This is a genomic window from Ruminococcus sp. FC2018, assembly GCF_000621805.1.
Classification (GTDB): domain Bacteria; phylum Bacillota; class Clostridia; order Oscillospirales; family Ruminococcaceae; genus Hominimerdicola.
The window spans coordinates 41,526-67,741 of the sequence record NZ_JHXH01000006.1 but is presented as its reverse complement, the minus strand read 5'-3'; the positions used below and the strand labels follow the sequence as shown (position 1 = coordinate 67,741).

Genomic DNA, 26,216 nt, shown 5'->3' with positions numbered 1-26,216 from the left:
TACTTTACCTCCCTTATCAGAACTGCTCTAAGAATCTCATGTCGTTTTCATAAAGCAGACGCATATCGTTGATGTTATATCTGCCCATGGTTATTCTTTCAAGACCGATACCGAAAGCAAATCCGCTGTAAACGTTCGGGTCGATACCGCATCCCTCAAGCACCTTGGGGTGTACCATTCCTGCGCCGAGAAGCTCTACCCAGCCCTCCTGCTTGCACATGGAGCAGCCCTCTCCGTGACAGTTGAAGCACATCATGTCAACCTCTGCTGAAGGCTCGGTATATGGGAAATGGTGAGGTCTGAGCCTTATCTTTGCCTCGTCGCCGTAAAGACGCTTCATAAGAAGCTCCAGCGTGCCTTTAAGGTCGCCCATGGTAACTCCCTTGTCTATAACAAGTCCCTCTATCTGGTGGAAAAGCGGCGAATGTGTTGCGTCAACAGCATCTGAGCGGTAAACACGTCCCGGTGAGATTATTCTGATAGGCGGTTTCATCTTTTCCATTGTCCTTATCTGGACAGAGGAAGTCTGTGTTCTCAGAAGCACGCTGTCGCTGATATAGAATGTATCCTGTGTATCTCTTGCAGGGTGATGAGGGGGCATATTGAGCGCCTCAAAGCAGTAGTGGTCGGTCTCCACCTCCGGACCTTCAACGATCTCAAATCCCATGCCCAGGAATACCTCCTCAACGTCTGCCAGCACGGCATCCAGAGGATGAGGTCTGCCTATTGCGGGAGCTTTGCCGGGCAGTGTAACGTCAAGAGTCTCGTTTTTGAGTCTGACCTGCTCGGCGGCAGATTTAAGCTCGCTGACCCTTGCGCTCAAGGCAGTTTCAATATCCGCCCTGACCTTATTTGCCAGCTGACCCATGGCAGGTCTTTCCTCGGCGGAAAGCTTGCCCATCTGTTTCAGTATACCTGTTATCTCGCCTTTTTTGCCCAGGTACTTCACCCTGAACTCTTCAAGCACCTTTGCGTCGCTTATCTCCTTAAGCTCCGCTTTTGCACGCTCTTCAATGCTTCTGAGCTGTTCCTTCATTGCTTTTTACCTCCCGATAATAATAAAAGGTCCCGTCCTCAAAAAAGGACAAGACCTTAAAAAGTCATTGTTATACCACCTGTTTTGACGGGAGCCGACACTCCCCTGCCGTTAACGCCGGCTGCACGTTTTTGCTTACTTTACCTTTCGGCAAAACCACTCGCAAGTGAACTTCGGTATGCTTTGAAATAAGCCCGTTGCAGAAAACGGCAAAGCCGCTCGGACCCTCTCTGAAATCCATAAGGCACACTTACTCTCTTGGTCAATGTGTTTAAGATGTTATATTACTTGATTATGATATCACAACGCTCCTGTTTTTTCAAGCGTTTAACGAAAAGTTTACATTTTACAGTCCGTGCTTACCCAGGCTGTCCCACTTTTTATCATCATCGGTATAATAATCATCATCGTCGTCCTCAATAACGTTATACTCCTTATGGGGATATTTTATCTGCTCATAAAAGTCGTTTACCAGAGTAAGCTTTGCCTTGGTGTCGGCAAACTTCAGCGTCAGGGTGTTATTCTTTATTTCATGATCCTGTTTATCCCCGCCGTTTTCATCAGCCGTCCAGACTTTTGCGCTATGGTCTTTCGCAAGCTGCACCACAAGGTTCCCATTGGGATCCTGAAAGCTTTTTTCAAAGTCTTTATACAGCACATCAAAGCAGAGATACCGCTTTGAAAAGCCTACCCTCTGGGAGTGTTCCAGGTGGTCGTCGTATATCCTTGAATAGACCTTTGCATCAAAGCTCATCATACCGTAGCGGTAAAGCAGCAGTCCCACGGCTGCATTTGCCGCAGCTATCAGTATAAGCACCAGCTTTACAAGCATTATGTCCACAAAAAACGACAGAGCGATTATGGTCACGGCGATAGCCATATTTCTTATCATGCCTCGCCTTATCTTTTTGTGCTGCTCAATGTCGTGGATAGCTTTTGCCTGCCTCGCACCGTGTGAAAGCTTGGGAGGGTATTCATAGACAAGCATAAACTCACCCCGCTTTGCTGTTTACTTATCTTTTTTCTGCTTATTTTTCTTCTTGTCGTTTTCTCTTATCTCAACACGCCTTATCTTGCCGCTGAATGTTTTTGGCAGCTCATCTACAAATTCCACGATACGTGGATATTTGTAAGGCGCAGTGGATTTCTTAACATAATTCTGAAGCTCCTTTTTAAGCTCCTCGGAAGGCTCGTATCCCTGTGTAAGGACGATAGTAGCCTTGACCACCTTTCCTCTTATGGGGTCTGCGGCTGCGGTTATGGCACATTCAAGCACGCTGGGATGCTCCATAAGTATCGACTCTATCTCAAAGGGTCCGATGCGGTAACCGGAGGCTTTGATAAGGTCGTCCGTTCTGCCCACATACCAGAAATATCCGTCCTCGTCACGGTAAGCGGTATCGCCTGTATGGTAAACGCCGCCCTTCCATGCACGGAAGGTAAGCTCTGCACTTCTGTAATACTCCTTGAAGATCGCAGGGTGTTTGCAGTATTCCTCACGCAGCACTATCTCTCCCGTTTCTCCCACGCCCACCGGTTTCAGATCCTTGTTCACAAGGTCAACATGGTACAGAGGAGAAGGCTTGCCCATTGAACCGGGCTTTGGCTTCATACCGTAGCTATTGCAAAGCACAACGGTAGTTTCCGTCTGTCCGAAAGCCTCCATAAGGTCAAGACCGGTAAACTGTTTCCACTTGTTGAAAACCTCCGGGTTGAGTGCTTCGCCTGCAACGCAGGAATACTTCAGACTTGAAAGGTCGAACTTTTCAATGCCTGCTTTAATGAAAAACCTGTACATTGTGGGCGGTGCGCAGAAGGAGGTGATGTGGTGATCCTGTATCACCTTCAGCACATTTTCCGGTACGAACCTGTCAAAATCGTAAACGAACACAGTAGCTCCGCAGGTAAGCTGACCGAACATCTTGCCCCATGCGCACTTGCCCCAGCCGCTTTCAGAAACGGTAAGGTGAACGGTGCCGTCGGAAACATGGTGCCAATGCTTGGCGGTAAAGATATGGGCAGCGCTGTATGAATGTGCGTGCAGCACCATTTTGGGATAGCCTGTGGTGCCGCTGCTGAAATAAGCGATCATCGGGTCATCGCTCTTGTTGGGTATCCTTTCCATGGTGCATGGATATTTTTCTATCTCGGATAAAAGGTCTGTCCAGCCCTGCTTGCTGCCGTGGGTAATGAATTTTTCCTTCATCCACTTGTACTCCTCAAGAGCTTGGTCCACGTGCTCGGTAACATTATCCTCGCCTGTGGTGATAATATACTTTACCCTTGCAAGGTCAAAGCGGTAGATATAGTCCTTTTTCATCAGCTGGCAGGTGGCAGGTATAAGCACTGCGCCCAGTCTTATAAGGGCATAGGCAACTATCCAGAACTCATAGTGCCTTTTAAGCACCACCATTACAGCATCGCCTTTTTCCACTCCGTGGTCACGGAGCATATTGGCAGCTTTAATACTTTGCTCGGAAAGATCCCTGAAAGTGAATATGCGCTCCTCGCCGTTCTCGCCCAGCCAATGCAGAGCGACCCTGTCGGGCTCCTCCCCGGCAATGGCATCTATAACGTCGTATGCAAAATTATAGTTGTCCGGCAGAGCAAGGTCGAATTTACAAACAATGCCGTTTTCGTCATAGGCTTCGTCCACAAATCTCTTATAAAAATCGTTCATATTACTCATTTTTTTCAATCCTTCCGCATTCATTTAACGGCAGCATAAAGTTATAATTCAGTATAAACTTTTACAATGAAATTAGCATTGATTTATTATTACTCATTTGTTAACTTAGCCTATAATACCAAGCTTCTGGGCAGGTATTTTCAGAGCAAGGATTATAAGTACTGTTCCTCCGAAGTATCTTGCATACTGTCCAAGATGTTTTCCGGCTCTTGAACCTGCAGCGAAACCCACGGTACAGAGCATAAGTGTGACTGCTGCGATGACTGCTCCCACCATAACAATATCCGTTCCCAGAGCTGAAAGGCTGACCCCCACGGACAATGCGTCAAGAGAGGTGGCAAAGGCACTGAAAAACACTGCCGCCGCAGACAGCTCCTGTGCACTCTGGTCACTGTCGAAAAACATCTTTATCCCTGACAGCGCAAGCAGCACAAACGCCACATAGCTGCCGAACGAGCTTATCTTTTCCGCAAAGACCGAGCCGGCGCTGTAACCGATACAGGTCAGTGCGCCCTGGAAAAGCCCATAGCACAGCCCGCATACCAAAGCTGTGAGCAGCCGCCTTTTCACCTTGCACATTCCGTTTGTGACAGAAATGGCAAAGCAGTCCATTGAAAGCCCTACACCCAGAAAGACAGTTTCTAAAAAGCCCATTTTGAGACCTCCGCATAAAAAATGTGCAAGCACCTAATAGATACTTACACAAATTTTACGTGATTTATTCGCATTTTGAAGAAAGCAGGGTGCTGTACCTTGCTCTGAACTGTTCAAACGTACCTTCGTCAAGAGCTTGTCTTATCTTTTCGGTAAGGGTGTTGTAAAAATACAGATTGTGCATAACAGCCAGCCTGCCTCCAAGCTGTTCGTCGGCTTTGAAAAGGTGGCGAACATAGGCTCTTGAGTGATTCTTACAGGTCGGGCAATCACACTCGGGGTCAATCGGGCGGTCATCAAGCTCGTAGCATTTGTTGGTGATGTGCATTATGCCGCTCCATGTGAAAAGTGTGCCATGACGGGCATTTCTGCTTGGCATTACGCAATCGAAAAAGTCAATTCCTCTTGCCACAGCCTCGATTATATTGCTTGGTGTGCCCACGCCCATAAGATAGCGAGGCTTATCCTTTGGCATAAATGGCTCCACCTGCTCAATAACGTGGTACATGACCTCTGTGGGCTCACCTACGGCAAGTCCGCCGATAGCGTATCCGTCAAGGTCAAGTTCACGTATAGCTTTCATGTGCTCTATCCTCAGGTCGTCATAGGTACAGCCCTGATTGATGCCGAAAAGCATCTGGTGCTTATTTATCGTGCTGTCAAGGAAATTTAGCCTTTTCATTTCAGCCCGGCAGCGTCTGAGCCAGCGTGTGGTCCTTTCACAGGACGCCTTTGAATAGCTGTACTCCGCAGGGTTTTCAACACACTCGTCAAAAGCCATTGCGATAGTCGATGCAAGGTGGGACTGTATCTGCATACTTTCCTCGGGTCCCATGAATATCTTTCTGCCGTCAACGTGGGAGTTGAAGAAAACCCCCTCTTCCTTTATCCTGCGCAGCTTCGCAAGTGAGAACACCTGAAATCCCCCGCTGTCGGTGAGGATAGGCTTGTCCCAGTTCATGAACCTGTGCAGACCGCCCAGCTTATATATGACCTCGTCGCCGGGACGGACGTGGAGGTGATAGGTGTTGCAAAGCTCCACCTGCGTTTTAAGCTGATCTTTAAGGTCTATGGAAGACACGCCGCCCTTTATTGCAGCAGCCGTTCCCACGTTCATAAACACGGGAGTCTGTATGGTGCCGTGGACAGTTTTGAATTCGCCCCGTCTTGCAGCACCTTCCTGTTTGAGTAATGTAAACATAATATACCTCGTTATCAGATTATCATCATGCTGTCGCCAAAGGAAAAGAATCTGTACCTTTCCTCAACGGCAGTCTTATATGCATCCATGGTCTTTTCATACCCGAGAAACGCCGAAACCAGCATTATAAGTGTACTTTCCGGCAGGTGGAAATTTGTTATCAGACCGTCCATGACCTTGAACTCATAGCCCGGGTAAATAAAGATGCTTGTCCAGCCGTCGTCGGCAACTATCTTTCCGTCATGGAATGCGGCAACGCTCTCTATCGTCCTGCATGAGGTGGTGCCCACGGCGATAACACGTCCGCCGTTTTTCTTTGTATCGTTTATCATCTGTGCGGTTTTCTCGCTGAGCTCGTAATGCTCCCGGTGCATCTTGTGGTCAAGCACCTTGTCCTCTTTAACAGGACGGAATGTTCCCAGTCCCACATGAAGCGTTACAAAGGCGATATTTATCCCCTGCGTTTGCAGGTCCTCAAGCTGCTGCTTTGTAAAATGAAGTCCTGCGGTAGGGGCTGCGGAAGAGCCAAGCTCGTTGGAATATACGGTCTGGTAGCGCTCTTTATCCTTGAGTTTTTCGGTTATGTAAGGCGGAAGCGGCATCTGTCCGATCTGATCCAGTGCGGCAAAAAAATTATCCTCGCACTCAAAGCGTGCCACCCTGTTGCCGTCCTCAAGGACTTCGGTTATCTCTGCTTTAAGGATACCTCCACCGAACGAAAAGCGTGTGCCGACCTTGGCTTTCTTTCCCGGGCGGCAGAGTATCTCCCAGACCATATTCTCACGCTGCTCGACAAGCAGGAACTCGATGAACGAGCCTGTGTCCTCCCTCTCACCGTAGATGCGGGCAGGCAGCACTCTGGAATCGTTGAGCACCAGCAGGTCACCTTTTTTCAGATAACGGCATAGATTATAGAAATGGTCGTGGGTTATCTCGCCCGTTAGCCTGTCAACTTTTAGAAGCCGTGAGGAATTTCTCGGCTCAAGGGGCGTTTGCGCAATAAGCTCCTGTGGAAGATCATAGGCAAAATCGGAGCGTCTCATATTGTTTAAGTCTAACATTTTTATCTCTCCAAAGACTTCAATTTTTCATTAAATATATAAAATGGCGGTTTTTTTCAAAAACCTTGCTCAATCTATTGACATCTGCGGCATTTTCTGATATTATATTACACAACAGATAGAGGTGCGGTTGAGATGAGTACCGCTGCTGTCCCGGGGGTGCCTTTTTATTACATTGGCTGCTCCTGAGTCAAAACGATGTTCCCGACATCGTGCAGCAGTGTGAAAGGTGATACCGCCGAAGCGGATCGTGGGAACGTCCAGCTGGCTGTTTGGTCTAACAGATCACCGGTTGTCATCATAATTATGATGGAGTGCTATCGACATAAAACATTATGTCAACATTCTTATTATACTGTATGATGTGCCGGTTTTCAACCGGTTTTTTTATTATTTGGTCAATTTTATGCTTTTGCGCAAATAGGGCAAGTCGGACCGCCGCATTTTTGGCGATTATGTCACCCCATTGTGCAAAACAGAAAGGAAGTTTTTATTATGAAAAAGTATAAGGTCGGTATCATCGGTGCAACGGGTATGGTAGGACAGAGATTCTGTCTTATCCTCGACAAGCACCCGTGGTTTGAAATAGTTTGTCTTGCCGCTTCTCCAAGAAGCGCAGGAAAGACCTTCAAAGAGGCTGTGAGCGGAAAGTGGAAGCTTGCCGATCCAATGCCTGAAGATCTTGAGGATATGATCGTTCTCAACGCAACAGACGATGTGGAAAAGATCGCCTCTATGGTAGATTTCTGCTTCTGTGCGGTAGATATGAAAAAGGATGAGATCAGAGCACTTGAGGAAAGATATGCAAAGGCTGAGTGCCCTATCGTTTCAAACAACTCGGCTCACAGATTTACTCCCGATGTACCAATGGTTATCCCTGAGATCAACCCTCAGCACGTAGATATCATCCCTGCACAGAGAAAGCGTCTTGGCACTAAGAAGGGCTTTATCGCTGTCAAGTCCAACTGCTCGCTGCAGTCCTATGTTCCTGCACTTGCTCCGCTTATGGAGAAATACAAGGTAACAAAGGCTCTTGCCTGCACATATCAGGCAATTTCGGGCGCAGGCAGAACTTTCGAGACGTTCCCTGAGATCCTTGACAACGTTATCCCTTATATCGGCGGCGAGGAGGAGAAATCCGAGAAGGAGCCAATGAAGATCTGGGGTCACATTGAGGGCGATGAGATCGTTAACGCAACAGAGCCTGCTATCACGGCTCAGTGTCTGAGAGTACCTGTTTCCGACGGTCACACGGCTGCGGTGTTCTGCTCGTTTGAAAACAAGCCTTCAAAGGAAGAGATACTGGCTGCATGGAAGAGCTTCAGCGGTGTTCCTCAGCAGCTCAAACTTCCAAGCGCACCAAAGCAGTTCCTCCACTACTTCGAGGAGGACGACAGACCACAGGCTAAGCTGGACAGAAATCTTGAAGGCGGCATGGCTGTTTCCATAGGCAGACTGCGTGAGGATACCCTGTTTGATTACAAGTTTGTTTGCCTGTCCCACAACACACTCAGAGGTGCTGCCGGCGGTGCAGTGCTTCTTGCAGAGCTTCTTGCGGCAAAGGGCTATTTTGACTGATAATGACTTTTGAAAGGAGTCACTCATATGAAAAACACTATTTTTACAGGTGCAGGTGTTGCTATTGCAACCCCAATGTACGCTGACGGCTCTATCAACTATGACAAGCTGGGAGAGCTTATAGATTTCAACATTGACAACGGCACTGATGCTATCATTATCTGCGGGACCACAGGCGAAAGCTCAACAATGACAGATGAGGAGCATATCGAGTGCATCAAGTTCGCTGTTGAAAAGGTAAACCACAGGATACCGGTTATCGCAGGTACAGGCTCAAATCACACGGACTATGCTATCCACCTCACACAAGAGGCAGAGGCTCTGGGTGCAGACGCTGTGCTGCTGGTAACACCTTACTACAACAAGACCTCGCAGAGAGGACTTATCCAGCACTACACTGCTATCGCAAATTCCACAAAGCTGCCGTGTATCCTTTACAATGTTCCTTCAAGAACAGGCGTGAACATTCTGCCTGAGACAGTTGCTAAGCTGGCTGAGGTGGAGAATATCGTGGCTGTTAAGGAAGCAAGCGGCAACATCAGTCAGATCGCTAAGGTCGCTGCACTGTGCGGCGACAAGATCGACATCTATTCCGGAAACGATGACCAGATAGTACCTATCATGGCTCTTGGCGGCGTGGGTGTTATCTCGGTGCTTTCCAACTGTATGCCGTTTGAAACTCACGAGATCGCTTCCCTTTGCCTTGAGAACAAGTACCCTGAGGCAAGAGAAAAGGCAGGCAGACTGCTTGAGTTCACAAATATGCTTTTCTGCGACGTTAACCCGATACCTGTTAAGGAGGCTCTCAATCTGATGGGCTTTGAGGTGGGCGAGTGCAGACTGCCCCTTGTGAAAATGGAACAGGAGAAGATCGACAAGCTTAAAGCAAGCATGGAAAAGATAGGTCTTATCAAGTAAAAATTCCCGCAAAACGGGCGGAGCACGTTTCCGTCCGTTTTTTTGCAAATAAAATACAAAGGACTGATAATATGATAAACATTGCCATTTGCGGAGCAAGCGGAAAAATGGGGCACTATATTGCCGATGTTATCGCATCAAGAGAGGATTGCACAACTGTCTGCGGTATCGACAAGTTCGGTGAGAAATATTCGGATTTTGAGATCGTAAGATCGCCTGCTGAGATGACACAAAAGCCGGACGTGATAATCGACTTTTCAAATCCTGCCAGCCTTGACAGTCTGCTTGACTACTGCACAATGAACTCTGTTGCTTTGGTCATCGGCACAACAGGCTATTCAAAGGAAGAGATCGAGAAGATAAACAAGGCTGCCCAGCAGATCCCTGTTTTCTTTACCTTCAATATGTCCCTTGGCATCAACCTGCTCACCGACCTTGCAAAGAGGGCTGCGGCTATACTTGGCGACCAGTTTGATATTGAGATCGTGGAGCAGCACCACAACCAAAAGATAGACGCTCCCAGCGGTACGGCAATAATGCTTGCAAATGCCATAAACGAGGAGCTTGACAACAAATATACATATGTTTACGACCGCCACTCGGTAAGGGCAAAGCGCACCAGGACCGAAATCGGTATGCACGCTGTAAGGGGCGGCACTATCGTTGGTACTCACGAGATAATCTTTGCAGGTCGTGACGAGGTCATAACCCTTAAACATGAGGCACACTCAAAGCAAGTGTTTGCCGTAGGTTCGGTAAACGCAGCCTGCTTCCTTGCGGGAAAGCCTGCTGGAATGTACACCATGAACGAGCTGATAAAAGAGATGTAAAAATTAAAGCACCGTCAAGAGGCGGTGCTTTTTTTATGTGTCAGGTGTTAAACTATCTTTTCAAAATCGGCTGCGCCGTGTTTGCACAGAGGACAGATATAATCCTCGGGGAGTTCCTCCCCTTCATAGATATATCCGCATATCTTGCATACCCAGCCTTTCTTGCCTTCGGTCTGCGGCTTAGGCTTGACATTGTTCTGATAGTAGGTATAGGTCATGGTATCTCTGTCGCTGATAACTCTTGCCTCCGTAACGGAACAGATAAACATTCCGTGGGAACCAAGGTCAACATAATCCTCAACTTTAAGAGACATAACAGCGTTGATATACTCGCCCAGTATCACAAGTCCATTGTCGGAACAGGTGGTTTTTAAGCCTTCAAACTTATCTGCATTTCTGCCGCTTTGGAAACCGAAACGCTCAAAAACTCTGAACGGAGCATCAACAGACAGACAGTTCACATTGAGTATGCCTGTTTGCTTGATAACATGGTGAGAATAATTTGCCTTGTTGATGTTGACAGCTATCCTGTTGGGGCTGTCGGAAACCTGTGTGACAGTGTTTACAATAAGACCGTTATGCTTTTTGCCGTCGTTTGAGGTAACAACATAAAGACCGTAGCCAATGCGGTAAAGGGCAGTCATATCGTTTTTGTTTGCAAACTCTCCGGAGCGTTCGATATAGTCACGGCAAAGCTCCGAGGAAAGCTCGTCTATCTTCTGAGCATTGTCAGAGTTCATGGCGGACATTATCTTTACCACAGGCTCTGCAAAGGTTATGTTCTTGCAGGAGGCAAGCTTTTCTTTCATTATCTTTGCAGCAAGAGGTGCCCAGCTTCCGTTTTCCATAAGAGCAACGGTGCGGTTCTTGAATCCACGCTCGGTAAGGTGGTCGATAAACTCACGCATAAACGGATAGATATCTGCATTGTATGTAGTAGTTGCAAGCACAATTTTTCCATACTTGAATGCGTCCGCCACAGCCTTGGACATATCACACCTTGCAAGGTCGTTGACTACCACATCGGGGCAGCCCTTTTCCTTCAGCTTCTGAGCAAGGGACTCCACAGCTTTTCTTGTGTTTCCGTAAACAGAGGTGTAGCAGATAACTATGCCCTCTGCCTCAACATCATAGCTTGACCAGGTGTTGTAAAGTGAGATATACTTCCCAAGGTCATCGCTGAGCACAGGTCCGTGAAGGGGACAGATATACGCTATATCCAGTCCTGCTGCCTTTTTCAGCACGTTCTGGACCTGGGGACCGTATTTGCCCACAATGCCGATATAGTACCTTCTTGCCTCGTCCGTCCAGTCCTGCTCCACGTCAAGAGCGCCGAACTTTCCGAATCCGTCGGCAGTAAAAAGTATCTTATCTGCGCTGTCGTAGGTCATTATTACCTCCGGCCAATGGACCATTGGAGCGGTGACAAAGTTAAGGGTGTGCTTTCCAAGCTCAAGGGTCGAGCCTTCGGAAACCACGATCTTATTGCTTTGGGGTTCAACGCCGTAGAAGCGGCTCATCATATCAAAAGCCTTGGCGGAAGAAACGATGGCAGCACCGGGATATCTTTTCACAAAAGCACTTATACTTCCCGAGTGGTCGGGCTCCATATGCTGTACAACAAGATAATCCGGGGCTTTGCCCCCCATGGTGTTTTCAAGGTTATCCAGCCACTGGTGGGTAAAGCCTGCATCTACGGTGTCCATAACCGCAATCTTTTCATCAAGTATAACGTAGCTGTTATAACTCATTCCGCACGGAACTTTATACTGTCCCTCAAAAAGGTCCACCTTGTGGTCATTTACACCTACATATTTTACATCGTTTGTAATTACCATATTAACCTCCTTTTTTTATAGGGTGATGACCCGGTTTTTGCCTGCCTTCTTAGCCGCATAAAGCGCATCGTCCACTCTTATACAAAACTTTTCCGGATTCTCGTTTTCCTGAACATAGGCAACGCCTGCACTGATAGTCTGATAGCCTGCTTCCTTGAAATTGATCTTGTTAAAACCAAGTCTCAGCTGCTCGGCAGTCTGCTGTGCATTCTCGGCATCCTCTCCCCAGATGCACACCATAAACTCCTCACCGCCCCAGCGTCCTGCTACGGCTTGGATACCTGTGGATTTTATCACATCCATAATAAGATCTGACAGTGATATGAGCACCAGATCGCCCTCGTCATGTCCGTAGGTATCGTTGACTTTTTTAAAGTCGTCGATGTCTATCATGATAAGCGCAACCTTTTCCTGAGTGTGCACAAGCTCGATAATATCGTCCTGTATTTTCATTCGGTTAAACAGCTTTGTAAGTCCGTCTGTTACAGCCATTTTTTCGAGCTTTTGGTTTGCCTCCTCAAGCTCTGCGGTGGAGACTTCGATAAAGTTTGCAAGCCTGCTTATGACAGAGACCTGCTTTGTAAATTCAAATCCCCTCATGTTGAAATCAACGTCTCTGCCGTACACAGCCTCACCCTCACGAAGAGCGGCGATGACCAGCGTTACGTTGTGCTGGATAAGATCCTCTCCTTTGCGAAGGAACTCACCAGAGGTATAAAATCCCGAGGTGGGAGCAAGCCCATGGAAAGGCTTTGTTTCGGTATCTGCTATTTTGCCCCAGAAGAACTTTCTTGCGGCGCAGGAAAAGATCTTTATAGCCTGGGGCTGGAAGGCACTCACCTGCTCGCCAAAGTTCATAACGGTACGAAGTATCGTCTCGGGATCTCCGTAAGCCATTCTGACGCTTGTTCCCTCTTTGATATTGGCTGTCATCATCAGCGCACCGTCCGGGGTACTTCCCGTTGGAGCACGCATAATAATGGATTCGCCTTTTTTATATACAAGAGGAAATTCCAGGGAGTTTTTGAAAAAATACCTGTCGTTTTCAATATTCAGATATTTGTAATACACATCAAAAGCAGGCTGGTTGTCTATCTCATAAAGCACCTTTCCCTGGGACCTGGTAACGTCATGGTGTACGCCAAGGGGCTTCCAGCCGCTTATCTGCCATGTCTGTGCGTGGATATTATCTCCGCCGATAAATCTGAACACCACAGAGCCTGTTTCACATTCTCCTGCGCCGGAGAACACATAAGCCTGCTGCTCATCGATATCTATTGCGAACGCTCCGCCGCCGAACAATTCCACATCCTTACGCATTTTGCTGAGTTCGCCGCAAATTTCCGTTGTGGATAGTCCACGAATGGTAATAAGCATCTCAACAGCCTTTATCCAGCTGTTGCTGTTTACATACTCAACCACCTGCTGTCCGACCTTTGCGCTGTTAGCATCATCGATACGGTACTGCATTACCTCTGCCCTTGTATCGGGGTACTCAAAAATTGTGCAGACGATACATATATTATTTTTGGAAAGCTCTCCCTGTAAAATGTTTCCGTTGGTGGTACAGCCCATGTAAACCGCCTGTGGGATCTCGCTCTTTATCACCGAACAGATAGTATCCACCGCACTCTTATCCAGTATCTCTGAATAAATGTCAAACATTACCAATGAGCTGAGATTCTGCACGCACCATTGTTTGATTTTTCTCACGTCCTGAACAAAGGCTTCTTTGCCCTGATAATCAAATTGGATCTGTTTCAAAATATCACCTCTATCTGAGATATTAGTTTGTTTCAGTTAATTAATGTCTGTTCTGACAACATAAAATTGGCTTTATACAGCTTATATAGACAATTTTATGTTGAACGAGTGCAAGAAAAATAATAAAAATAATGTTTTTTCTTGCACTCTGATTTGCCCTTTAGGGCAAAGATGAGCTTGACATCAAGAAATGTGATGCGCAAATTCACTATTATGTTAAGAATTTGCGCTCCCCGAACGCAGTTCGGGGCAATAACCGCTTGACAGCGGTTATTAAGGACACATTAATTATAACACATTTCATATCATAGTGCAATAGCAAACGAAAAAATCTCCGCAGGATCCACGGAGATTTTTTTATTATTTTTTGTTTCCTTTGTCAGTTATCAAACTCCACGGTCACGGTTTCCTTGCTGCCGTTTCCGTCGCCGTATGTGATATCTGCGCTGTCATCGTGCCACTTGATATGATAATTGCCCTCGTTCCTGTAACCGTCATCGGTGGAAAAGCGTGAAAGGCGCTTTGCGCTGCCGTCATCAACCACCTGATAGATATTTCCCCAGCCACCGAGCAGCCACGATTCTTCCTCGATAACAACGGTATGCTGAGCATCGGAAAACTCAAAGCATTTAGGGTCATAGTCCCCAAGCAAAGAATCTTCAGATATAAACCACCCGAAAAACAGTATTACTGTACACAAAGCCGTCACTATCCAGGTGAAAGAATACAGCTTTGAGGTATCCTCGTCCGTTTTGATTCTTCTGAAAATACAAATGGCGGTAATAATTATGCACCAGACAACAACGATCCAAAAGCCCAACGTCAGGGCTGCGGAAGATATATTTTTGTGAAGTGAACTGCTGATTATTTCTTTGTTCTCATAAGTATATGTGACCGTATCGGGATATTTTCTCAACAAAAGAATACCACCAACAATCAGAACTGATAATAACAGTTCTATCCACGGAAAAACAGTCATAATTCTTCTCATTCTCTTGCTCATTTTTTGTCATCTCCCCTTCCGGCATTGGGCTGCATATCCCAAGGTCACAAAGCAAAGCCACGGAGTTTCCGCCGTGGCTTTGTTTTTTATTTCTTCTTTTTTATCTTTGGCGCAGTAAGGTCAAAGCTGCGCTCTATAAGTCCGCACACTGTTTCCATTGGAACCGTACCGTCAAGCAGAATCGTCAGCCAATGGTTCTTGTTCATATGATACCCGTGGAAAAAACCCGGCTGCCGGGAGAGAAAGTCTATCTCCAGCGGATCGCACTTGACGTTCATTATCTCCACCGGCTCATCCCTGTCAAGACCCAGCACAGAGGCGTTCACCGTCATGAGCAAGCCAAACCACTTTTTATTGTTCACATGGCGCAGCACCATATCCTCCGGGTACTTCGGCCATGGGCTTTCCGGCTCCACGCCGTAGGTATCAAGCACCCATTTCAAAACATCCTGTCTGTTCATATCAGCGTTTTACAAAGTATTCTTCGTACCACACAAGGAATGTGTAGATGGTCCATATCTTTCTCCAGTTGTCCGAGTTTCCCCCCACATACTCATCGTAGATAGCCTTTATCTCGCTGACGTTAAAGAACTTTTCGGCGATGTCGCTGTCAAACAGTCTGCGTACATCTGCGTTATAATTCTCGTCTGCCAGCCATATTCTTATAGGCACGATAAAGCCAAGCTTCTTGCGGAAGGCAATCTCCTCGGGCAGTACCTTTGCAGCTGCGGTCCTGAAAGCGACCTTGTTCTGCTCGGCATTGACTTTAAAGCGTGAGGGCAGGCGTGATGCGATATCAAACACTCTCCTGTCGGTCAGAGGCATTCTTATCTCAAGTCCTGCTGCGGTGCTCATTTTATGCACGTTCAGGTAAATGTCCCCCTCGAGCCATATCTGTATATCCACATCGCTCATTTTTGTCAGCGGGTCATAACCCTCATTTTCCTCATATATCTTCTTAGCGATATTGATAGGCAGCACATTCTCGTTGTAGCTTTTAAGTATACGCTTTTTCTCGTCCTCTTTCATAATGTTGGTATTGCCAACATAGAAAGTTTTGAGGTTATCACCGTATCTCTCGGCGTTGCGGTACATATTATATCCGCCGAAAAACTCGTCTGCACCCTCGCCGGAATAGCACAGCTTTGTGTGCTTTGCGGTCTCACGGCAGGCAATGGCAAATGCTATGGCAGATGCATCGCCAAGGGGCTGCTCCATGTTATACATAACATAGGGAACGATATCAAAATAGTCATTTGGGGTGATAAGACAGCGTGAATTGCCCCTGCCCAGGATATCAGCAGTCTGCTTTGCAAGACCCGACTCGTCAAATCTCTCGTCGTCGTAGCCGCAGGAATCGGACATCTTTGCATCGCTCATTGCAAGCACATACGAGGAATCTACGCCGCCGGAGAGGAACGACTCAGCAGTTTCATCATCCGTCTTGACCTCTTTCATCATCTGATGTACGGTCGTGTGTATCTCGTCAGCCCAGTCTTCAAGCGACCTGTTCTCATCAGGTCTGAACTCAGGCTTCCAGTAACGTGTGATGCTAAGCTTACCATTTTCAAACTCAAGGTAACAGCCCGGCATAAGTTTTTTCAGTCCTTTGAAGAAAGTGTCCTCACCGCCCACATAGGTAAGGGACATATATATCTGGAGCATATCCACATTAAGCTCTTTTCTGAAGCCCTCTTTTGCCATAATATCACGGATATTCACGCCGCACAGCAGCTTACCGTCATCGGTAAGATAATAGTAATATGGCTTCGTACCGAAATGGTCACGGACGCACAAGAGCTTTTCCCCGTCCTTAATACAAAAAGCGAACATACCGTAAAGATGCTCAGGCAGGGCTTTGCCCCACTTTTCATAGCCTTTGAGCAGTATCTGTTTTTCTCTGTCCTCACGGGAAAGACCTGCTGCAAGACCCAGCTCTGCACAAAGAGCCTCATGGTTGCGGATATGTCCGGCGAATTCCATAAGTTCTGTCATAATAACACCTCGCTGTAAAATTCTTTTTTGATTATAGCACAATCATGACAAAAAATCAAGGTATGTCCTTTCCTCAGCAAACGACAAAAACCGCCCTTTGCACTATGCAAAAGGCGGTATGCACTGGCTGGGGTAGAAGGATTCGAACCTTCGGAATGACGGAGTCAGAGTCCGTTGCCTTACCACTTGGCGATACCCCAATATATTATATGTTGGCTGGGATAGATGGATTCGAACCATCGAAATGACGGAGTCAAAGTCCGTTGCCTTACCTCTTGGCTATATCCCAAAATATGGGTATCACAGCTTACGGAACCGGTCCGTCTGAACCCTCTATCAGACAGCTTATTCATTATATCACAACACGAGCCTGATTTCAAGCGTATTGTGTTTTGTTTACAATTTGTTTACACTCATCCCGAAAAAGTGAAAACAGCCATGCACTTAACTGCACAGCTGTTTTCATGTGGTGAGAAATAAAGAATATGGAGAAGATGAAAGCTATTTCATTCTGCCGCTGCCAAACTGCTGACCGCCATTTGCACCGCCGGTTATAGTTGCGGTGACCTCAACGGTCTTTGTGCTGCTGCCTGCGGCAAGGGTGTAAGTCTCACCCTGCTTGATGTCAGGGGATGTGAATACAACGCCCTGCCAGGTCTTTGGGTCTTTGACTGTAAATAACGTCTTTCCGTCCTTGTCCTTTATAGTAAGCTCGGTGTCCTTTGCAATAGTGGAATCAAAGTCCACCAGCACGCTGCACTGAGTAGAACCGTCGGAGAAATTCTGCTCCATGCCCGTTGCTCCCAGAGCGATAACGCTGCCGCCTGTAACAGTTGCTTTGCCGTTGTAGTCAAGAGCACCGTTACCGCTGTTGGTAGGTCCGTAAACTACGGTTGTGCCGCCTTCAACGTAAAGGTCGCCGTTTGAATCAAGACCGTCACCGTTACAGTTTACAGTCACCTCGCCGCCTGTAATTTTCAGATATACACCTTCCTGAGCGGCAAACTCATTTCTGCCCGACCGTTCATTTGAGCCGGTATCGCTTCCGCCTGCACAGTTTATTCCGTCGTCGCTTGCGGTAACATCTATTTTTCCGCCGCTTATGGTGGTGGTCATGCCCTCGATGCCCTCATAGGACTTGGTTATGGTTATCTCGCCGCCTGATATGGTAAGGTCATTATCGGCGTGGATACCGTCATCTCCGGAGGAAATGGAGAACTTGCCACCGGTAATGTTTACTTTGGAATTGCTGTGTATACTGTCGTCGGCAGAGTCTACTTTAAATGTGCCGCCTGTTATCTCCAGGTCACCGCCTGCCTTAAAAGCCTTTGCAGAGGTGGATGTGCTGCTGTCGTCAGAGCTTTCGGAAGATGTGTTTGCGGTCTGAGCTATTACAGCTGATACAGGCTGTGCATCTGCCTGCACAGGCTCTTTTTGCATCTGCTGTCTGTTGCCGTCATCGGGAGGCTGCTGGCCGCCGGGCATCTGTGGAGGAGTCTCTCCATCGGGCATCTGAGGACGGTTTTCCCCCTCAGGCATTTGTCCCGACTGCTCGCCTTGCATACCCTGCTTCATTCTGCCACCGCGCATTCCTCCGCCGCCGTTGTTCATATTCTTCTGCCAGTTCTCATTTGGCTTTCCGTCCTGCTTTGTGGAAGCATTCTGGCTTCCGCCGCCTGTGGTAACGTCAAATGTTCCGTCGTCCAGTTTAAGGACTGTTTCCGCCTCAAAGGCATCATTGTTGGATACTATTTTGAAGCTTCCGCCGGTCACGGCAATATATCCCTTTGAAGCGTCCTCTGTATTGTCGGCTTTGACACCGTTGGTACCTGCGGAAATATCAAATTCTCCGCCGGTTATCTTAACGCTGTCCTTTCCGGAAATGGCAGTGTTTTTACTTGTGACTGTGAGCTTTCCACCGGTTATAACAAGATCGTCCTTTGAAACTATGCCGTGCTTGTAATTTGCGGATATTGTCAAAGAACCCGAACCGTTTATGGTAAGGTCGTCCTTTGAGAATATGCAGGCATCTACCTTTTCCTCGTCGCCGCTAAGTTTATACTCACTTGCGTCGGACAGCTTGTTCTCACTCTTTTCATCCAGCGTCACGCTGACCTTATCAGCTTGCAGCACGGTAAGTGGCGAGCCTGTGGAGCTTGTGATTTCTGCCCCTTTAAGGATAAGCCTTACGCTGTCCTTTTTGTCTGCGTTTACAACCACACGACCGTCTGTGAGCTTACCGGACAGAATATATGTGCCCGCCTTTGAAATAGTCAGCTTTCCGTCTTCCCAGGCAGCACCCTCTCCGCTTACTTCGGCAGAGGTCTCGCTAAGGGTTATCTTGCAGGCGGATGTTTCATCATAGCCCACCTCGTAATCTGCTGCGTCCACCGACACACTTATGTCAGACGCCACAATGGACGAGCCTGTCTTGTTGTCATCTTCCGAGCTGTTTTTCTTATCTGAGCAAGCGGCAAAGCTGGATATTGCAATGATAAGTGCCGCTGTCAAAGCCATAATCTTCTTTTTCATACTTTCTCAACCTCTGATCTGTCTGTCAGTCTGTAATCGCTTCTCTCGCCTTAATGCGGCAAAGTGCTACTATTATCGCTGCTTTTAAAGCTTGTATCTTTCTTTTCATGGCAAGAGCGCTCCTTTCTTTTGCACGGATACGCCGTCAGAGCTGTTCGCCTTCGATTTCTTTCGCCCTTGAACATATAACCTCCAGGTTACCGTTTCTTACTCTTATCTCATCAAGCATTTCCTTTTCTTTTGTTTTGTCCTTTAATTTTATTGTGTATTTAAGCTTGTACAGGCTGCCCATATTCACGGTCTTTACCTGTGTAAGCTCGTTTTGTGTGGTATAGTTTTCAAAGATGTCGTCAAAAACCGAGGCATAATCCAGGCTTTCGGGGATAAGGACCGTAAGCTCCTTTTCGGTGCCTGATGCATTGTTTTCCGGAATAAGCGTGAACACTATGTTCAGAGCACAAACCACGATAACTGCCAGGGAAGCAAGTATAAGATGCATTGTTCCCGTTGCAAGTCCAACAGCCATTGCCAGAAATATGGAACATATATCCTTTGCGTTGCCGGGTACGGATCTGAAACGCACAAGGCTGAAAGCTCCCATTACCGCAACACCTGTACCAACGTTTCCGTTGACCAGCATTATTACTATCTGCACTATGAAAGGCAGCACACTAAGGGTCATCAGAAAACCTCTGGATTTTTTGTTTCTGAAGTTGAACGAGGCAGCTATTATCACCCCGAGAACGATAGAGACCAGTGAACTCAGAAGTAAGGTCCCGTTTGTAACAGTTGTAAAATCAGCAGTTGTAAGATCAAGCACAATAAACGCCCTCCTTTTCCATATTCTTATTCAGTAATTCTTTCTGATAAGCTGCACCGTATTTTGAAAACGATGTGGGATAGATCTTCAGCTCATCAAGTATTCTCACCAGCCACATGGGCATTGGACCTGCTATCTTTATTTCCATTATTCTTTCGCCTTTTTCCAGCAGCTCGCTGCCCCACACGCCTCTTGAAAGATCAAGGGCATTTTCACGGTATGTTACATTTGAATCAAATGTTATTCTCACCTCAGGATCATCTGATGCATAAAGGGCTATTCTGTCATAGCTCAGATACATCGCCGGTGCAAGTCCCTCATAGAGTGAAAAGCAATAAGCAAGCTCTTTCTCTATCTGGGGGTTATTCATCGGCAGAGTCCTTTCCGAAGAAAATGCATTTGACTGCTCCAGGGACATATCCACCCTTCTTTTGTAAACCACGCCCTCATACTTCTTTTTCAGCTCCACAAAAACCGTGGAACCCTTTGAGGGTGTGCCGTAGCTTCTGACTCTGATCTTTTCCTTGTAAAGGGGCTTTTCCAGCGACCTTCTTACCAGCTTGTGGTCAGGTGTATCGTAATATATATTGCAGATCGTAGTCTTTCCGTATTTATCTACTTTTGCATATCCGCTGAGCGCATGCATCATCTTTCTGTATGTCTGCTCATCCAGCAGGTATTTCTGCTCGGTACGCTTAAAAATCTCTCTGTATTCTCCCATATCACTCATCCCTTTCTGTCTCTTGCTATGGTTTAAGTATAACCATGTAACCTTAAACGTACCTAAAGTTAGTGTGCAATTTTTGTGAAAGCGTAAAAAAGCGCATCTGCGGGGTTTTCCCGAGATGCGCCTTGAATATCAAACGCTTATTTCCTTAAAAGCTTTAAGTTTTGCTTTAAACTGCTCTGAAAACTGCGGTAAAGGTAACTGTGTTGTCTTCCGCCTTGCAGGTAATTTTGCCCTTGTGTGCATTCATCACTGCACGTGCTATGGAGAGCCCTATGCCGTATCCGCCCGGACCGGAGCCTTCACGGGACCGTGAGGAATCGTCCCTGTAAAACCGGTCAAACAGCTTTTCTGTGTCCTTTGGCGGGTCGCTGCATTTGTTTGAAACGCTTAGATGTGCGTGCCTTCCGCTGGCAGACTTTTTAAGAGACACGGTTATGTCCGAATCATCGTCGGCATATTTCACCGCATTTTCCACAAGTATTCCCACAAGCTGGCTCACAGCGGATTTGTCGCCGTTTATAGTGATCCCCCGGGTTATATCGGTCTTTATCTCCTTGCCGTTGGTCCTTGCAAGGGCTTCAAAGCTCTGTGCCGCATCGCTTACCGTCTGTGAAGCGTCAAACTCCGTGAACACCAGCTTTACGTCGTCCTCCTCCATTTTGGAAAGCCGCAGAAGCTCTTTCACAAGCCCGTCAAGCCGTGTTACCTGGTTCTTTATGCTTTTTGTCCACTCGCTCTCCTCTGTGGTCATCTCTATGACCTCGGTATTGGCTGAAATAATGGCAAGAGGTGTCTTTATCTCGTGTCCTGCATCGGTTATGAATCGGCGCTGTTTCTCAAAGCTCTCCACCGCCGGTCTTACAGCACGCTTTGAGAAAATGATGACCAGCAGGCAGGTCAGCAGGTAGCCTGCCGCTGCCACAACGGCTGATATGAGCAGAAATCTTTTCTTATTTTCGCTGCCCGACCTTGCATCAAGGAATATTACCATTTTGCCCTTATCGGTGGTATTTACGCTGTATTTATATATGTCTATGCTTCCCTTTTCGTCCCCGTCTTCAAGTGCCTGCTTGGCGTACTCCACAGCACGCTCGCTGTTCACCGCAGCGATATGCCCCGTGTTCACACCGGAAACGCTGCCATTTGTGGAAAAATAGACGATAAAATATCTTGTCTGGTATTTAGTTTCCTCGTTGAAGTTCCTGTCGTTCATCCTGTTCTGCTCGCTGCCCATTTTCTTGTCGGGCTTAAAGCCGTCGTCATGCCGTGGAAAATCAGGTATCATACCGTCGTTTTCCACAAGCATATTCATGACCTTATCATAGTCTGAATCTATGGAACGGATATTGAAGATATTGATGCCGCCGATTATCAGCAGCTCAACCACAAACAAAGAGACCGCAACGATAGCCACGAACTTTTGCTGGAGCCGTTTTATCATCTTCGCTCACTCCTTATTCTCACCCTGAAGTATTTATTTCTCCTGCTTCTGAACAAGGGTATATCCAACACCTCGTGAAGCCTTTATCTCCACATCCGCCCCCACGCTGGCAAGCTTTTTGCGAAGATAGGATATAAATACCCAAACCACATTTATTTCTGCATCGCTGTCATAGCCCCATATTCTCTCCATAAAACGCTCGGTGGAGATAAGCACGTTTTTATTGCTCATCATCATCTCAAGCATCTGGAACTCCTTGTTGCCCAGTCTTTGAGTGCCGTCAGGACCTTTCAGATCAAAGGTCTCACGGCTGAGAGTTATGTTGCCAAAGCTCAGGTCATTAGGTGAAAACTCGGTCTTGCGCCGTGTCATTGCTCTTATCCTTGCAAGCAGCTCACCCATGGCAAAGGGCTTTGTCAGATAGTCATCCGCACCGCTGTCAAGACCTGTTATCCTGTCGCTTACCTGAGACTTTGCCGTAAGCAGCAGCACAGGGGTATTTATCCCCTTTTCACGCAGCTTTTTCAGCACCTCTATACCGTCCATTTTGGGCATCATTATATCAAGGATCATACCGTCATAGTTTTCGCTTATGCCGTAGCTGAGAGCGTCCGCACCGTCATAAACAGCGTCCACGGAATAGTTGCTGTGTTTTAAGACCGCCACCAAGGCGTTGGAAAGCTCCTTCTCGTCCTCTGCAAGCAAAAGTCTCATATTCTCACTCCTTCTCCATTTTCCCCATTGTAGCATGGCAACTTTAATATTACCTTAAAGTATAACACAATTTCCCCTTTTTTGCAAGAAAAAAGGCACCGCTTATCAGCGATGCCCTGAATTTCATATTACCACTTCTCTGTATATCCTCTGATATACTGTCCGGGTACTTCGGAATAAAGCTTGACAAATCTTCTGTGCGAGAGATTTCCGCCGTAGGACATATTGTCATCTACCTGCGGGTCAACAACATAAACATTGCCGTTTATAGTAAGCTCTACCCACATATGCTGACCGTATCCGCCGCCTGCAAGTGTGGTCTGACCCCATACAGTATTAGCCTTAAAGCCCATGTAACGCAGCATTGCACACATTGTATGTGAATACTCGGTGCAAGTGCCAAATCCCTTTACCAGCACGGACTGGATAGGATTGCTCCAGCCGCCGTATGCGTAATATGTGTGGTTGATAAGATAGTCATAACAGGTAAGTACCTTTTCGTAATTTGTCATCTTATCATTTACAAGAGCCTTCATGTACTTTTCAAGCACTGCTCTCTCGTTGCCTGTTACAGTGATAGTCTGCTTGAGCTGGTCAGGCTTAACGGAATTAAGTCTTTCCTTTACCGAGCCGCCAACATCATAAATAACAGGATCGCCCTGTATCTTTGTAGTGGTCACAGGCTTTGCAGCGGTCACCTTTTTAGTTGTTGTAACTGCCTTTTTTGTGGTCACAGCTTTTGTTGTGGTAACAGCCTTGGTTGTAGTCGCTGCGGAAGTTGTTGTGGTCTGCTTGGTAGTCTGTTGTGTTACAGTCTTTGTCTGAGCAGTCGTTGGAGCTGCTGCAAGCTTTGGCTGCCACATTTTATATGTTACTGTCTGTGCTGCTTCCGTTTTCTCTGCGGATGATTCTGTGGAAACTTCTGCGGCGAGAGTTGTATTTGTCTCACCTGTACTAACCTGATCTCCGCCATTGCCAATCGCAAAATAACCTGATGCGCCGGTTCCTACGGCAATACAAGCCGCAGCGGCAATTATCCTGCTCTTGACGCTGGTTTTCAATGTACTCATTAAATAGTAACTCCTTATTATGTTTTTCCCCGTATACAAGTATAACACAAGGAAAAAGGAGTGTCAACGGATTTTGTAACCAAGTTGTAATATTTCTGTAATCGATATAATTTTAACGATTACAAACTGTAATTTTTAGCAAAATTGCACAAAAAAGCGCCCATCCTTTGGGACAGGTGCTTTCCGATAATTATGTAATTATTCCTGATTTGGAGCTCCTACAGGGCAAACACCGTTGCAAGCACCGCAATCAATGCAAGCATCAGCGTCGATCTTAGCCTTGTCAGCGTCCATAGCAATAGCACCAACAGGGCAGCCGTCTACGCAAGCGCCGCAGCCGATGCACTCATCACTGATTTTATAAGCCATAGTGAAATCCTCCTTGTTTTCATTTTATACAGACACGACCTCTTGTGCCTGTTATTATCATAGCACATTTTTTTAAAAAATCAAGTGCATTTTTGTATTTTCACTAAAATTTCATTTTTTGGGAATAGTTAGCCAATGCTTACATTCAAGGCGTTTTGTGGGCACTGTCAGAGTCCCAGTTCGTTCTGTGAAAGAAGCTTGTAGCCCTTCTCCTCCAGGGCAGTTATAGCCTTGTCATTATCGTCCACACGAAGCACCAGACAAGCGGTATTGCTTTCGGTATTGATAAACGCAGCGTACATATACTCAACGCTGATATTATAGCTGTAAAGCACCTTCATTGCCTCTGCAAGTCCGCCGGGTCTGTCGGTTATTCTCAGCACAAGAACGTTGGACAGCGTCACCGAGCAGCCCTCATCTTTGAGGACCTTAACGGATTTTTCCGCATTGTCAACGATAAGTCTCAATATACCGAAGTCCTTGGTGTCTGCAATGGACATAGCACGGATATTGATACCTGCGTTTCCCAGGAGCTCTGTGATCGCACTGAGCCTTCCGGGTCTGTTTTCAACAAAAACTGATAACTGTTTTACTGTCATGTAAATGACCCCCTATCTGTAATATAGTATATGATATTTAGTCTAAAAGCTTTCTGTTATCTATAACTCTTACAGCCTTACCCTCGCTTCTGGGGATACTGTTAGGCTCAACAAGACGTATCTTTGCCTTGATGCCCAGGACTGAGAGCATATCCTGAGATATTTTTCTCTCAAGTTCCTCAATGGAACGGATAGTATCGTTGAACATCTCATCGGTAATTTCAACTCTTATCTCAAAGGTATCGGTATTATTCTCTCTGCCAACAACGATCTGGTAGTTAGGCGTTGCATTGCTCATCTTCAAAAGTACAGTCTCTATCTGTGACGGGAATACGTTTACTCCACGGATTATAAGCATATCGTCCGAGCGACCCATTGGCTTTGCCATTCTCACAAGAGTCCTTCCGCAAGAGCACTTCTCTCTTGTGAGCACGCATATATCTCTTGTTCTGTAACGAAGGAGCGGGAACGCCTCTTTTGTGATGCTTGTAAACACAAGCTCGCCCTTCTCGCCGTCAGGGAGGACCTCACCGGTTTCCGGGTTTATTATCTCGGCGATAAAGTTATCCTCGTTTATATGCATTCCGTGCTGACATTCGCACTCAAAAGCCACGCCCGGACCGCTGGACTCGGTAAGACCGTAGATATCATATGCCTTTATGCCAAGAGATCTCTGTATCTGCTGGCGCATTTCCTCTGTCCACGGCTCTGCGCCGAAGATACCTGCTTTGAGTTTAAGATCATCCGGAGTAAGCCCCATTTTCTTCACCGTTTCTCCGATATAAGCGGCATATGACGGTGTGCAGCAAAGGATCGTAGCCCCAAGATCCTGCATGAACTGGATCTGTCTTTCGGTATTACCCGATGACATTGGCAGAGTAAGGCAGCCCACCTTATGGGAACCGCCGTGGAGACCTGCTCCGCCTGTAAACAGACCGTAGCCGTAAGCCACCTGACAGACGTCGTCATTTGTACCTCCGGCAGCGGTAATTGCTCTTGCAACGCAGTCTTCCCACATATCAACGTCGTTTTGCGTATAAAAAGCCACTACCCTTTTGCCTGTGGTGCCGCTGGTAGAATGTATCCTGACGCACTCGCTCAGAGGCTTTGCCAGCAATCCATAGGGGTATGCGTCACGCAGATCCGCCTTTGAAAGAAAGGGCAGCTTGTAAAGATCCTCAATGCCATTTATATCCTGTGGTGTAACGCCCTTTTCCTCCATTTTTTTCCTATAGTAGGGAACGTTGTCCCAGACGTGCTGTACCTGCTTTACAAGCCTTTCACTTTGCAGAGCTTTCATCTGATCCCGATCCATACACTCGATCTGTTCATTCCAATACTTTCCCAATGCCTCTCACTCCTTTGTGAACTAAA

The 26,216-nt window shown here is 46.9% G+C and carries 23 protein-coding genes, 2 tRNA genes and 1 riboswitch; of the genes, 3 read left to right on the top strand and 22 right to left on the bottom strand.

Annotated features, from left to right (window positions below; all coding sequences use genetic code 11):
* Positions 1 to 16: 16 nt before the first annotated feature.
* The 6 genes from pheS to queA form a co-directional block, all read right to left on the bottom strand.
* On the bottom strand, positions 17 to 1,036 hold the full coding sequence (gene pheS / locus T494_RS0105645; RefSeq protein ID WP_028505453.1) for a phenylalanine--tRNA ligase subunit alpha: 1,020 nt from the start codon (positions 1,034 to 1,036) through the stop codon (positions 17 to 19).
* A gap of 346 nt (positions 1,037 to 1,382) precedes the next feature.
* Complete coding sequence (locus T494_RS0105640; RefSeq protein ID WP_028505452.1) at positions 1,383 to 2,024, bottom strand: hypothetical protein; 642 nt, start codon at positions 2,022 to 2,024, stop codon at positions 1,383 to 1,385.
* A 21-nt stretch (positions 2,025 to 2,045) separates the two neighbouring features.
* On the bottom strand, positions 2,046 to 3,725 hold the full coding sequence (locus T494_RS0105635; protein ID WP_028505451.1) for an AMP-binding protein: 1,680 nt from the start codon (positions 3,723 to 3,725) through the stop codon (positions 2,046 to 2,048).
* 105 nt (positions 3,726 to 3,830) lie between these two features.
* Positions 3,831 to 4,379, bottom strand: a complete 549-nt coding sequence (locus T494_RS0105630; RefSeq protein WP_028505450.1) for a manganese efflux pump — start codon at positions 4,377 to 4,379, stop codon at positions 3,831 to 3,833.
* Between the two features lie 64 nt (positions 4,380 to 4,443).
* On the bottom strand, positions 4,444 to 5,580 hold the full coding sequence (gene tgt / locus T494_RS0105625) for a tRNA guanosine(34) transglycosylase Tgt (protein WP_028505449.1): 1,137 nt from the start codon (positions 5,578 to 5,580) through the stop codon (positions 4,444 to 4,446).
* Between the two features lie 14 nt (positions 5,581 to 5,594).
* Positions 5,595 to 6,641: a tRNA preQ1(34) S-adenosylmethionine ribosyltransferase-isomerase QueA gene (gene queA, locus T494_RS0105620; RefSeq protein WP_081777236.1), complete on the bottom strand. Its 1,047-nt coding sequence runs from the start codon at positions 6,639 to 6,641 to the stop codon at positions 5,595 to 5,597.
* Between the two features lie 111 nt (positions 6,642 to 6,752).
* A riboswitch (Lysine riboswitch) is annotated at positions 6,753 to 6,969 on the top strand.
* Between the two features lie 167 nt (positions 6,970 to 7,136).
* Here queA and asd point away from each other — a divergent pair.
* The 3 genes from asd to dapB all read left to right on the top strand — a co-directional run bounded on the left by asd (position 7,137) and on the right by dapB (position 9,967).
* A complete protein-coding gene (asd, locus tag T494_RS0105615; protein ID WP_028505447.1) occupies positions 7,137 to 8,219 on the top strand; it encodes an aspartate-semialdehyde dehydrogenase in 1,083 nt (360 codons plus the stop codon).
* A 27-nt stretch (positions 8,220 to 8,246) separates the two neighbouring features.
* On the top strand, positions 8,247 to 9,137 hold the full coding sequence (gene dapA, locus T494_RS0105610; protein ID WP_028505446.1) for a 4-hydroxy-tetrahydrodipicolinate synthase: 891 nt from the start codon (positions 8,247 to 8,249) through the stop codon (positions 9,135 to 9,137).
* A gap of 71 nt (positions 9,138 to 9,208) precedes the next feature.
* Positions 9,209 to 9,967, top strand: coding sequence for a 4-hydroxy-tetrahydrodipicolinate reductase (gene dapB, locus T494_RS0105605; protein ID WP_028505445.1), 759 nt, complete (start codon positions 9,209 to 9,211; stop codon positions 9,965 to 9,967).
* Between the two features lie 47 nt (positions 9,968 to 10,014).
* Here dapB and T494_RS0105600 read toward each other — a convergent pair whose 3' ends face one another.
* The 16 genes from T494_RS0105600 to T494_RS0105520 all read right to left on the bottom strand — a co-directional run bounded on the left by T494_RS0105600 (position 10,015) and on the right by T494_RS0105520 (position 26,190).
* On the bottom strand, positions 10,015 to 11,805 hold the full coding sequence (locus tag T494_RS0105600; protein WP_028505444.1) for a flavin reductase: 1,791 nt from the start codon (positions 11,803 to 11,805) through the stop codon (positions 10,015 to 10,017).
* Positions 11,806 to 11,820: 15 nt separating this feature from the next.
* Complete coding sequence (locus T494_RS0105595; RefSeq protein ID WP_028505443.1) at positions 11,821 to 13,569, bottom strand: diguanylate cyclase; 1,749 nt, start codon at positions 13,567 to 13,569, stop codon at positions 11,821 to 11,823.
* Between the two features lie 379 nt (positions 13,570 to 13,948).
* Positions 13,949 to 14,572, bottom strand: a complete 624-nt coding sequence (locus T494_RS0105590) for a hypothetical protein (RefSeq protein ID WP_155984047.1) — start codon at positions 14,570 to 14,572, stop codon at positions 13,949 to 13,951.
* 86 nt (positions 14,573 to 14,658) lie between these two features.
* Positions 14,659 to 15,033 (bottom strand): MmcQ/YjbR family DNA-binding protein, encoded by a 375-nt coding sequence (locus T494_RS0105585; protein WP_028505441.1) that lies wholly within the window; start codon positions 15,031 to 15,033, stop codon positions 14,659 to 14,661.
* Position 15,034: 1 nt separating this feature from the next.
* Positions 15,035 to 16,567, bottom strand: coding sequence for an asparagine synthase-related protein (locus T494_RS0105580; RefSeq protein ID WP_028505440.1), 1,533 nt, complete (start codon positions 16,565 to 16,567; stop codon positions 15,035 to 15,037).
* A gap of 124 nt (positions 16,568 to 16,691) precedes the next feature.
* Positions 16,692 to 16,767 (bottom strand) — tRNA-Gln (locus T494_RS0105575).
* Between the two features lie 13 nt (positions 16,768 to 16,780).
* A tRNA-Gln gene (locus tag T494_RS0105570) sits at positions 16,781 to 16,856 on the bottom strand.
* Between the two features lie 212 nt (positions 16,857 to 17,068).
* On the bottom strand, positions 17,069 to 19,099 hold the full coding sequence (locus tag T494_RS12440) for a carbohydrate-binding domain-containing protein (protein WP_051540128.1): 2,031 nt from the start codon (positions 19,097 to 19,099) through the stop codon (positions 17,069 to 17,071).
* 145 nt (positions 19,100 to 19,244) lie between these two features.
* Complete coding sequence (locus tag T494_RS0105555) at positions 19,245 to 19,919, bottom strand: DUF4956 domain-containing protein (RefSeq protein WP_242836394.1); 675 nt, start codon at positions 19,917 to 19,919, stop codon at positions 19,245 to 19,247.
* Positions 19,912 to 20,640: a polyphosphate polymerase domain-containing protein gene (locus T494_RS12435; RefSeq protein WP_037344097.1), complete on the bottom strand. Its 729-nt coding sequence runs from the start codon at positions 20,638 to 20,640 to the stop codon at positions 19,912 to 19,914. The genes T494_RS0105555 and T494_RS12435 overlap by 8 nt, the downstream gene beginning before the upstream one ends.
* Positions 20,641 to 20,815: 175 nt before the next feature.
* On the bottom strand, positions 20,816 to 22,090 hold the full coding sequence (locus tag T494_RS0105545) for a HAMP domain-containing sensor histidine kinase (protein ID WP_028505438.1): 1,275 nt from the start codon (positions 22,088 to 22,090) through the stop codon (positions 20,816 to 20,818).
* 33 nt (positions 22,091 to 22,123) lie between these two features.
* The gene (locus T494_RS0105540; RefSeq protein WP_028505437.1) at positions 22,124 to 22,804 is read right to left on the bottom strand and encodes a response regulator transcription factor; all 681 of its coding nucleotides are present in this window, start codon (positions 22,802 to 22,804) and stop codon (positions 22,124 to 22,126) included.
* Between the two features lie 128 nt (positions 22,805 to 22,932).
* Positions 22,933 to 23,874 (bottom strand): transglutaminase-like domain-containing protein, encoded by a 942-nt coding sequence (locus T494_RS0105535; RefSeq protein WP_028505436.1) that lies wholly within the window; start codon positions 23,872 to 23,874, stop codon positions 22,933 to 22,935.
* Between the two features lie 198 nt (positions 23,875 to 24,072).
* Entirely contained in the window at positions 24,073 to 24,243 is a 171-nt protein-coding gene (locus T494_RS0105530) for a 4Fe-4S binding protein (protein WP_028505435.1), read from the bottom strand.
* Positions 24,244 to 24,410: 167 nt separating this feature from the next.
* Positions 24,411 to 24,842, bottom strand: coding sequence for an ACT domain-containing protein (locus tag T494_RS0105525; RefSeq protein WP_028505434.1), 432 nt, complete (start codon positions 24,840 to 24,842; stop codon positions 24,411 to 24,413).
* A 37-nt stretch (positions 24,843 to 24,879) separates the two neighbouring features.
* On the bottom strand, positions 24,880 to 26,190 hold the full coding sequence (locus T494_RS0105520) for a phenylacetate--CoA ligase (RefSeq protein ID WP_028505433.1): 1,311 nt from the start codon (positions 26,188 to 26,190) through the stop codon (positions 24,880 to 24,882).
* Between the last annotated feature and the right edge of the window lie 26 nt (positions 26,191 to 26,216).

What these genes read in the sequence shown, in the direction of transcription:
- dapA (WP_028505446.1), top strand. Translation starts at nt 8,247, where the DNA reads ATGAAAAACACTATTTTTACAGGTGCAGGTGTTGCTATTGCAACCCCA.
- T494_RS12440 (WP_051540128.1), bottom strand. Translation starts at nt 19,099, where the DNA reads ATGAAAAAGAAGATTATGGCTTTGACAGCGGCACTTATCATTGCAATA.
- T494_RS0105630 (WP_028505450.1), bottom strand. Translation starts at nt 4,379, where the DNA reads ATGGGCTTTTTAGAAACTGTCTTTCTGGGTGTAGGGCTTTCAATGGAC.
- queA (WP_081777236.1), bottom strand. Translation starts at nt 6,641, where the DNA reads ATGTTAGACTTAAACAATATGAGACGCTCCGATTTTGCCTATGATCTT.
- T494_RS0105545 (WP_028505438.1), bottom strand. Translation starts at nt 22,090, where the DNA reads ATGATAAAACGGCTCCAGCAAAAGTTCGTGGCTATCGTTGCGGTCTCT.
- T494_RS0105600 (WP_028505444.1), bottom strand. Translation starts at nt 11,805, where the DNA reads ATGGTAATTACAAACGATGTAAAATATGTAGGTGTAAATGACCACAAG.
- T494_RS0105590 (WP_155984047.1), bottom strand. Translation starts at nt 14,572, where the DNA reads ATGAGCAAGAGAATGAGAAGAATTATGACTGTTTTTCCGTGGATAGAA.
- T494_RS0105635 (WP_028505451.1), bottom strand. Translation starts at nt 3,725, where the DNA reads ATGAGTAATATGAACGATTTTTATAAGAGATTTGTGGACGAAGCCTAT.
- T494_RS0105540 (WP_028505437.1), bottom strand. Translation starts at nt 22,804, where the DNA reads ATGAGACTTTTGCTTGCAGAGGACGAGAAGGAGCTTTCCAACGCCTTG.
- T494_RS0105525 (WP_028505434.1), bottom strand. Translation starts at nt 24,842, where the DNA reads ATGACAGTAAAACAGTTATCAGTTTTTGTTGAAAACAGACCCGGAAGG.
- dapB (WP_028505445.1), top strand. Translation starts at nt 9,209, where the DNA reads ATGATAAACATTGCCATTTGCGGAGCAAGCGGAAAAATGGGGCACTAT.
- asd (WP_028505447.1), top strand. Translation starts at nt 7,137, where the DNA reads ATGAAAAAGTATAAGGTCGGTATCATCGGTGCAACGGGTATGGTAGGA.
- T494_RS0105530 (WP_028505435.1), bottom strand. Translation starts at nt 24,243, where the DNA reads ATGGCTTATAAAATCAGTGATGAGTGCATCGGCTGCGGCGCTTGCGTA.
- T494_RS0105585 (WP_028505441.1), bottom strand. Translation starts at nt 15,033, where the DNA reads ATGAACAGACAGGATGTTTTGAAATGGGTGCTTGATACCTACGGCGTG.
- pheS (WP_028505453.1), bottom strand. Translation starts at nt 1,036, where the DNA reads ATGAAGGAACAGCTCAGAAGCATTGAAGAGCGTGCAAAAGCGGAGCTT.
- tgt (WP_028505449.1), bottom strand. Translation starts at nt 5,580, where the DNA reads ATGTTTACATTACTCAAACAGGAAGGTGCTGCAAGACGGGGCGAATTC.
- T494_RS0105640 (WP_028505452.1), bottom strand. Translation starts at nt 2,024, where the DNA reads ATGCTTGTCTATGAATACCCTCCCAAGCTTTCACACGGTGCGAGGCAG.
- T494_RS0105580 (WP_028505440.1), bottom strand. Translation starts at nt 16,567, where the DNA reads ATGACAGAACTTATGGAATTCGCCGGACATATCCGCAACCATGAGGCT.
- T494_RS12435 (WP_037344097.1), bottom strand. Translation starts at nt 20,640, where the DNA reads ATGGGAGAATACAGAGAGATTTTTAAGCGTACCGAGCAGAAATACCTG.
- T494_RS0105535 (WP_028505436.1), bottom strand. Translation starts at nt 23,874, where the DNA reads ATGAGTACATTGAAAACCAGCGTCAAGAGCAGGATAATTGCCGCTGCG.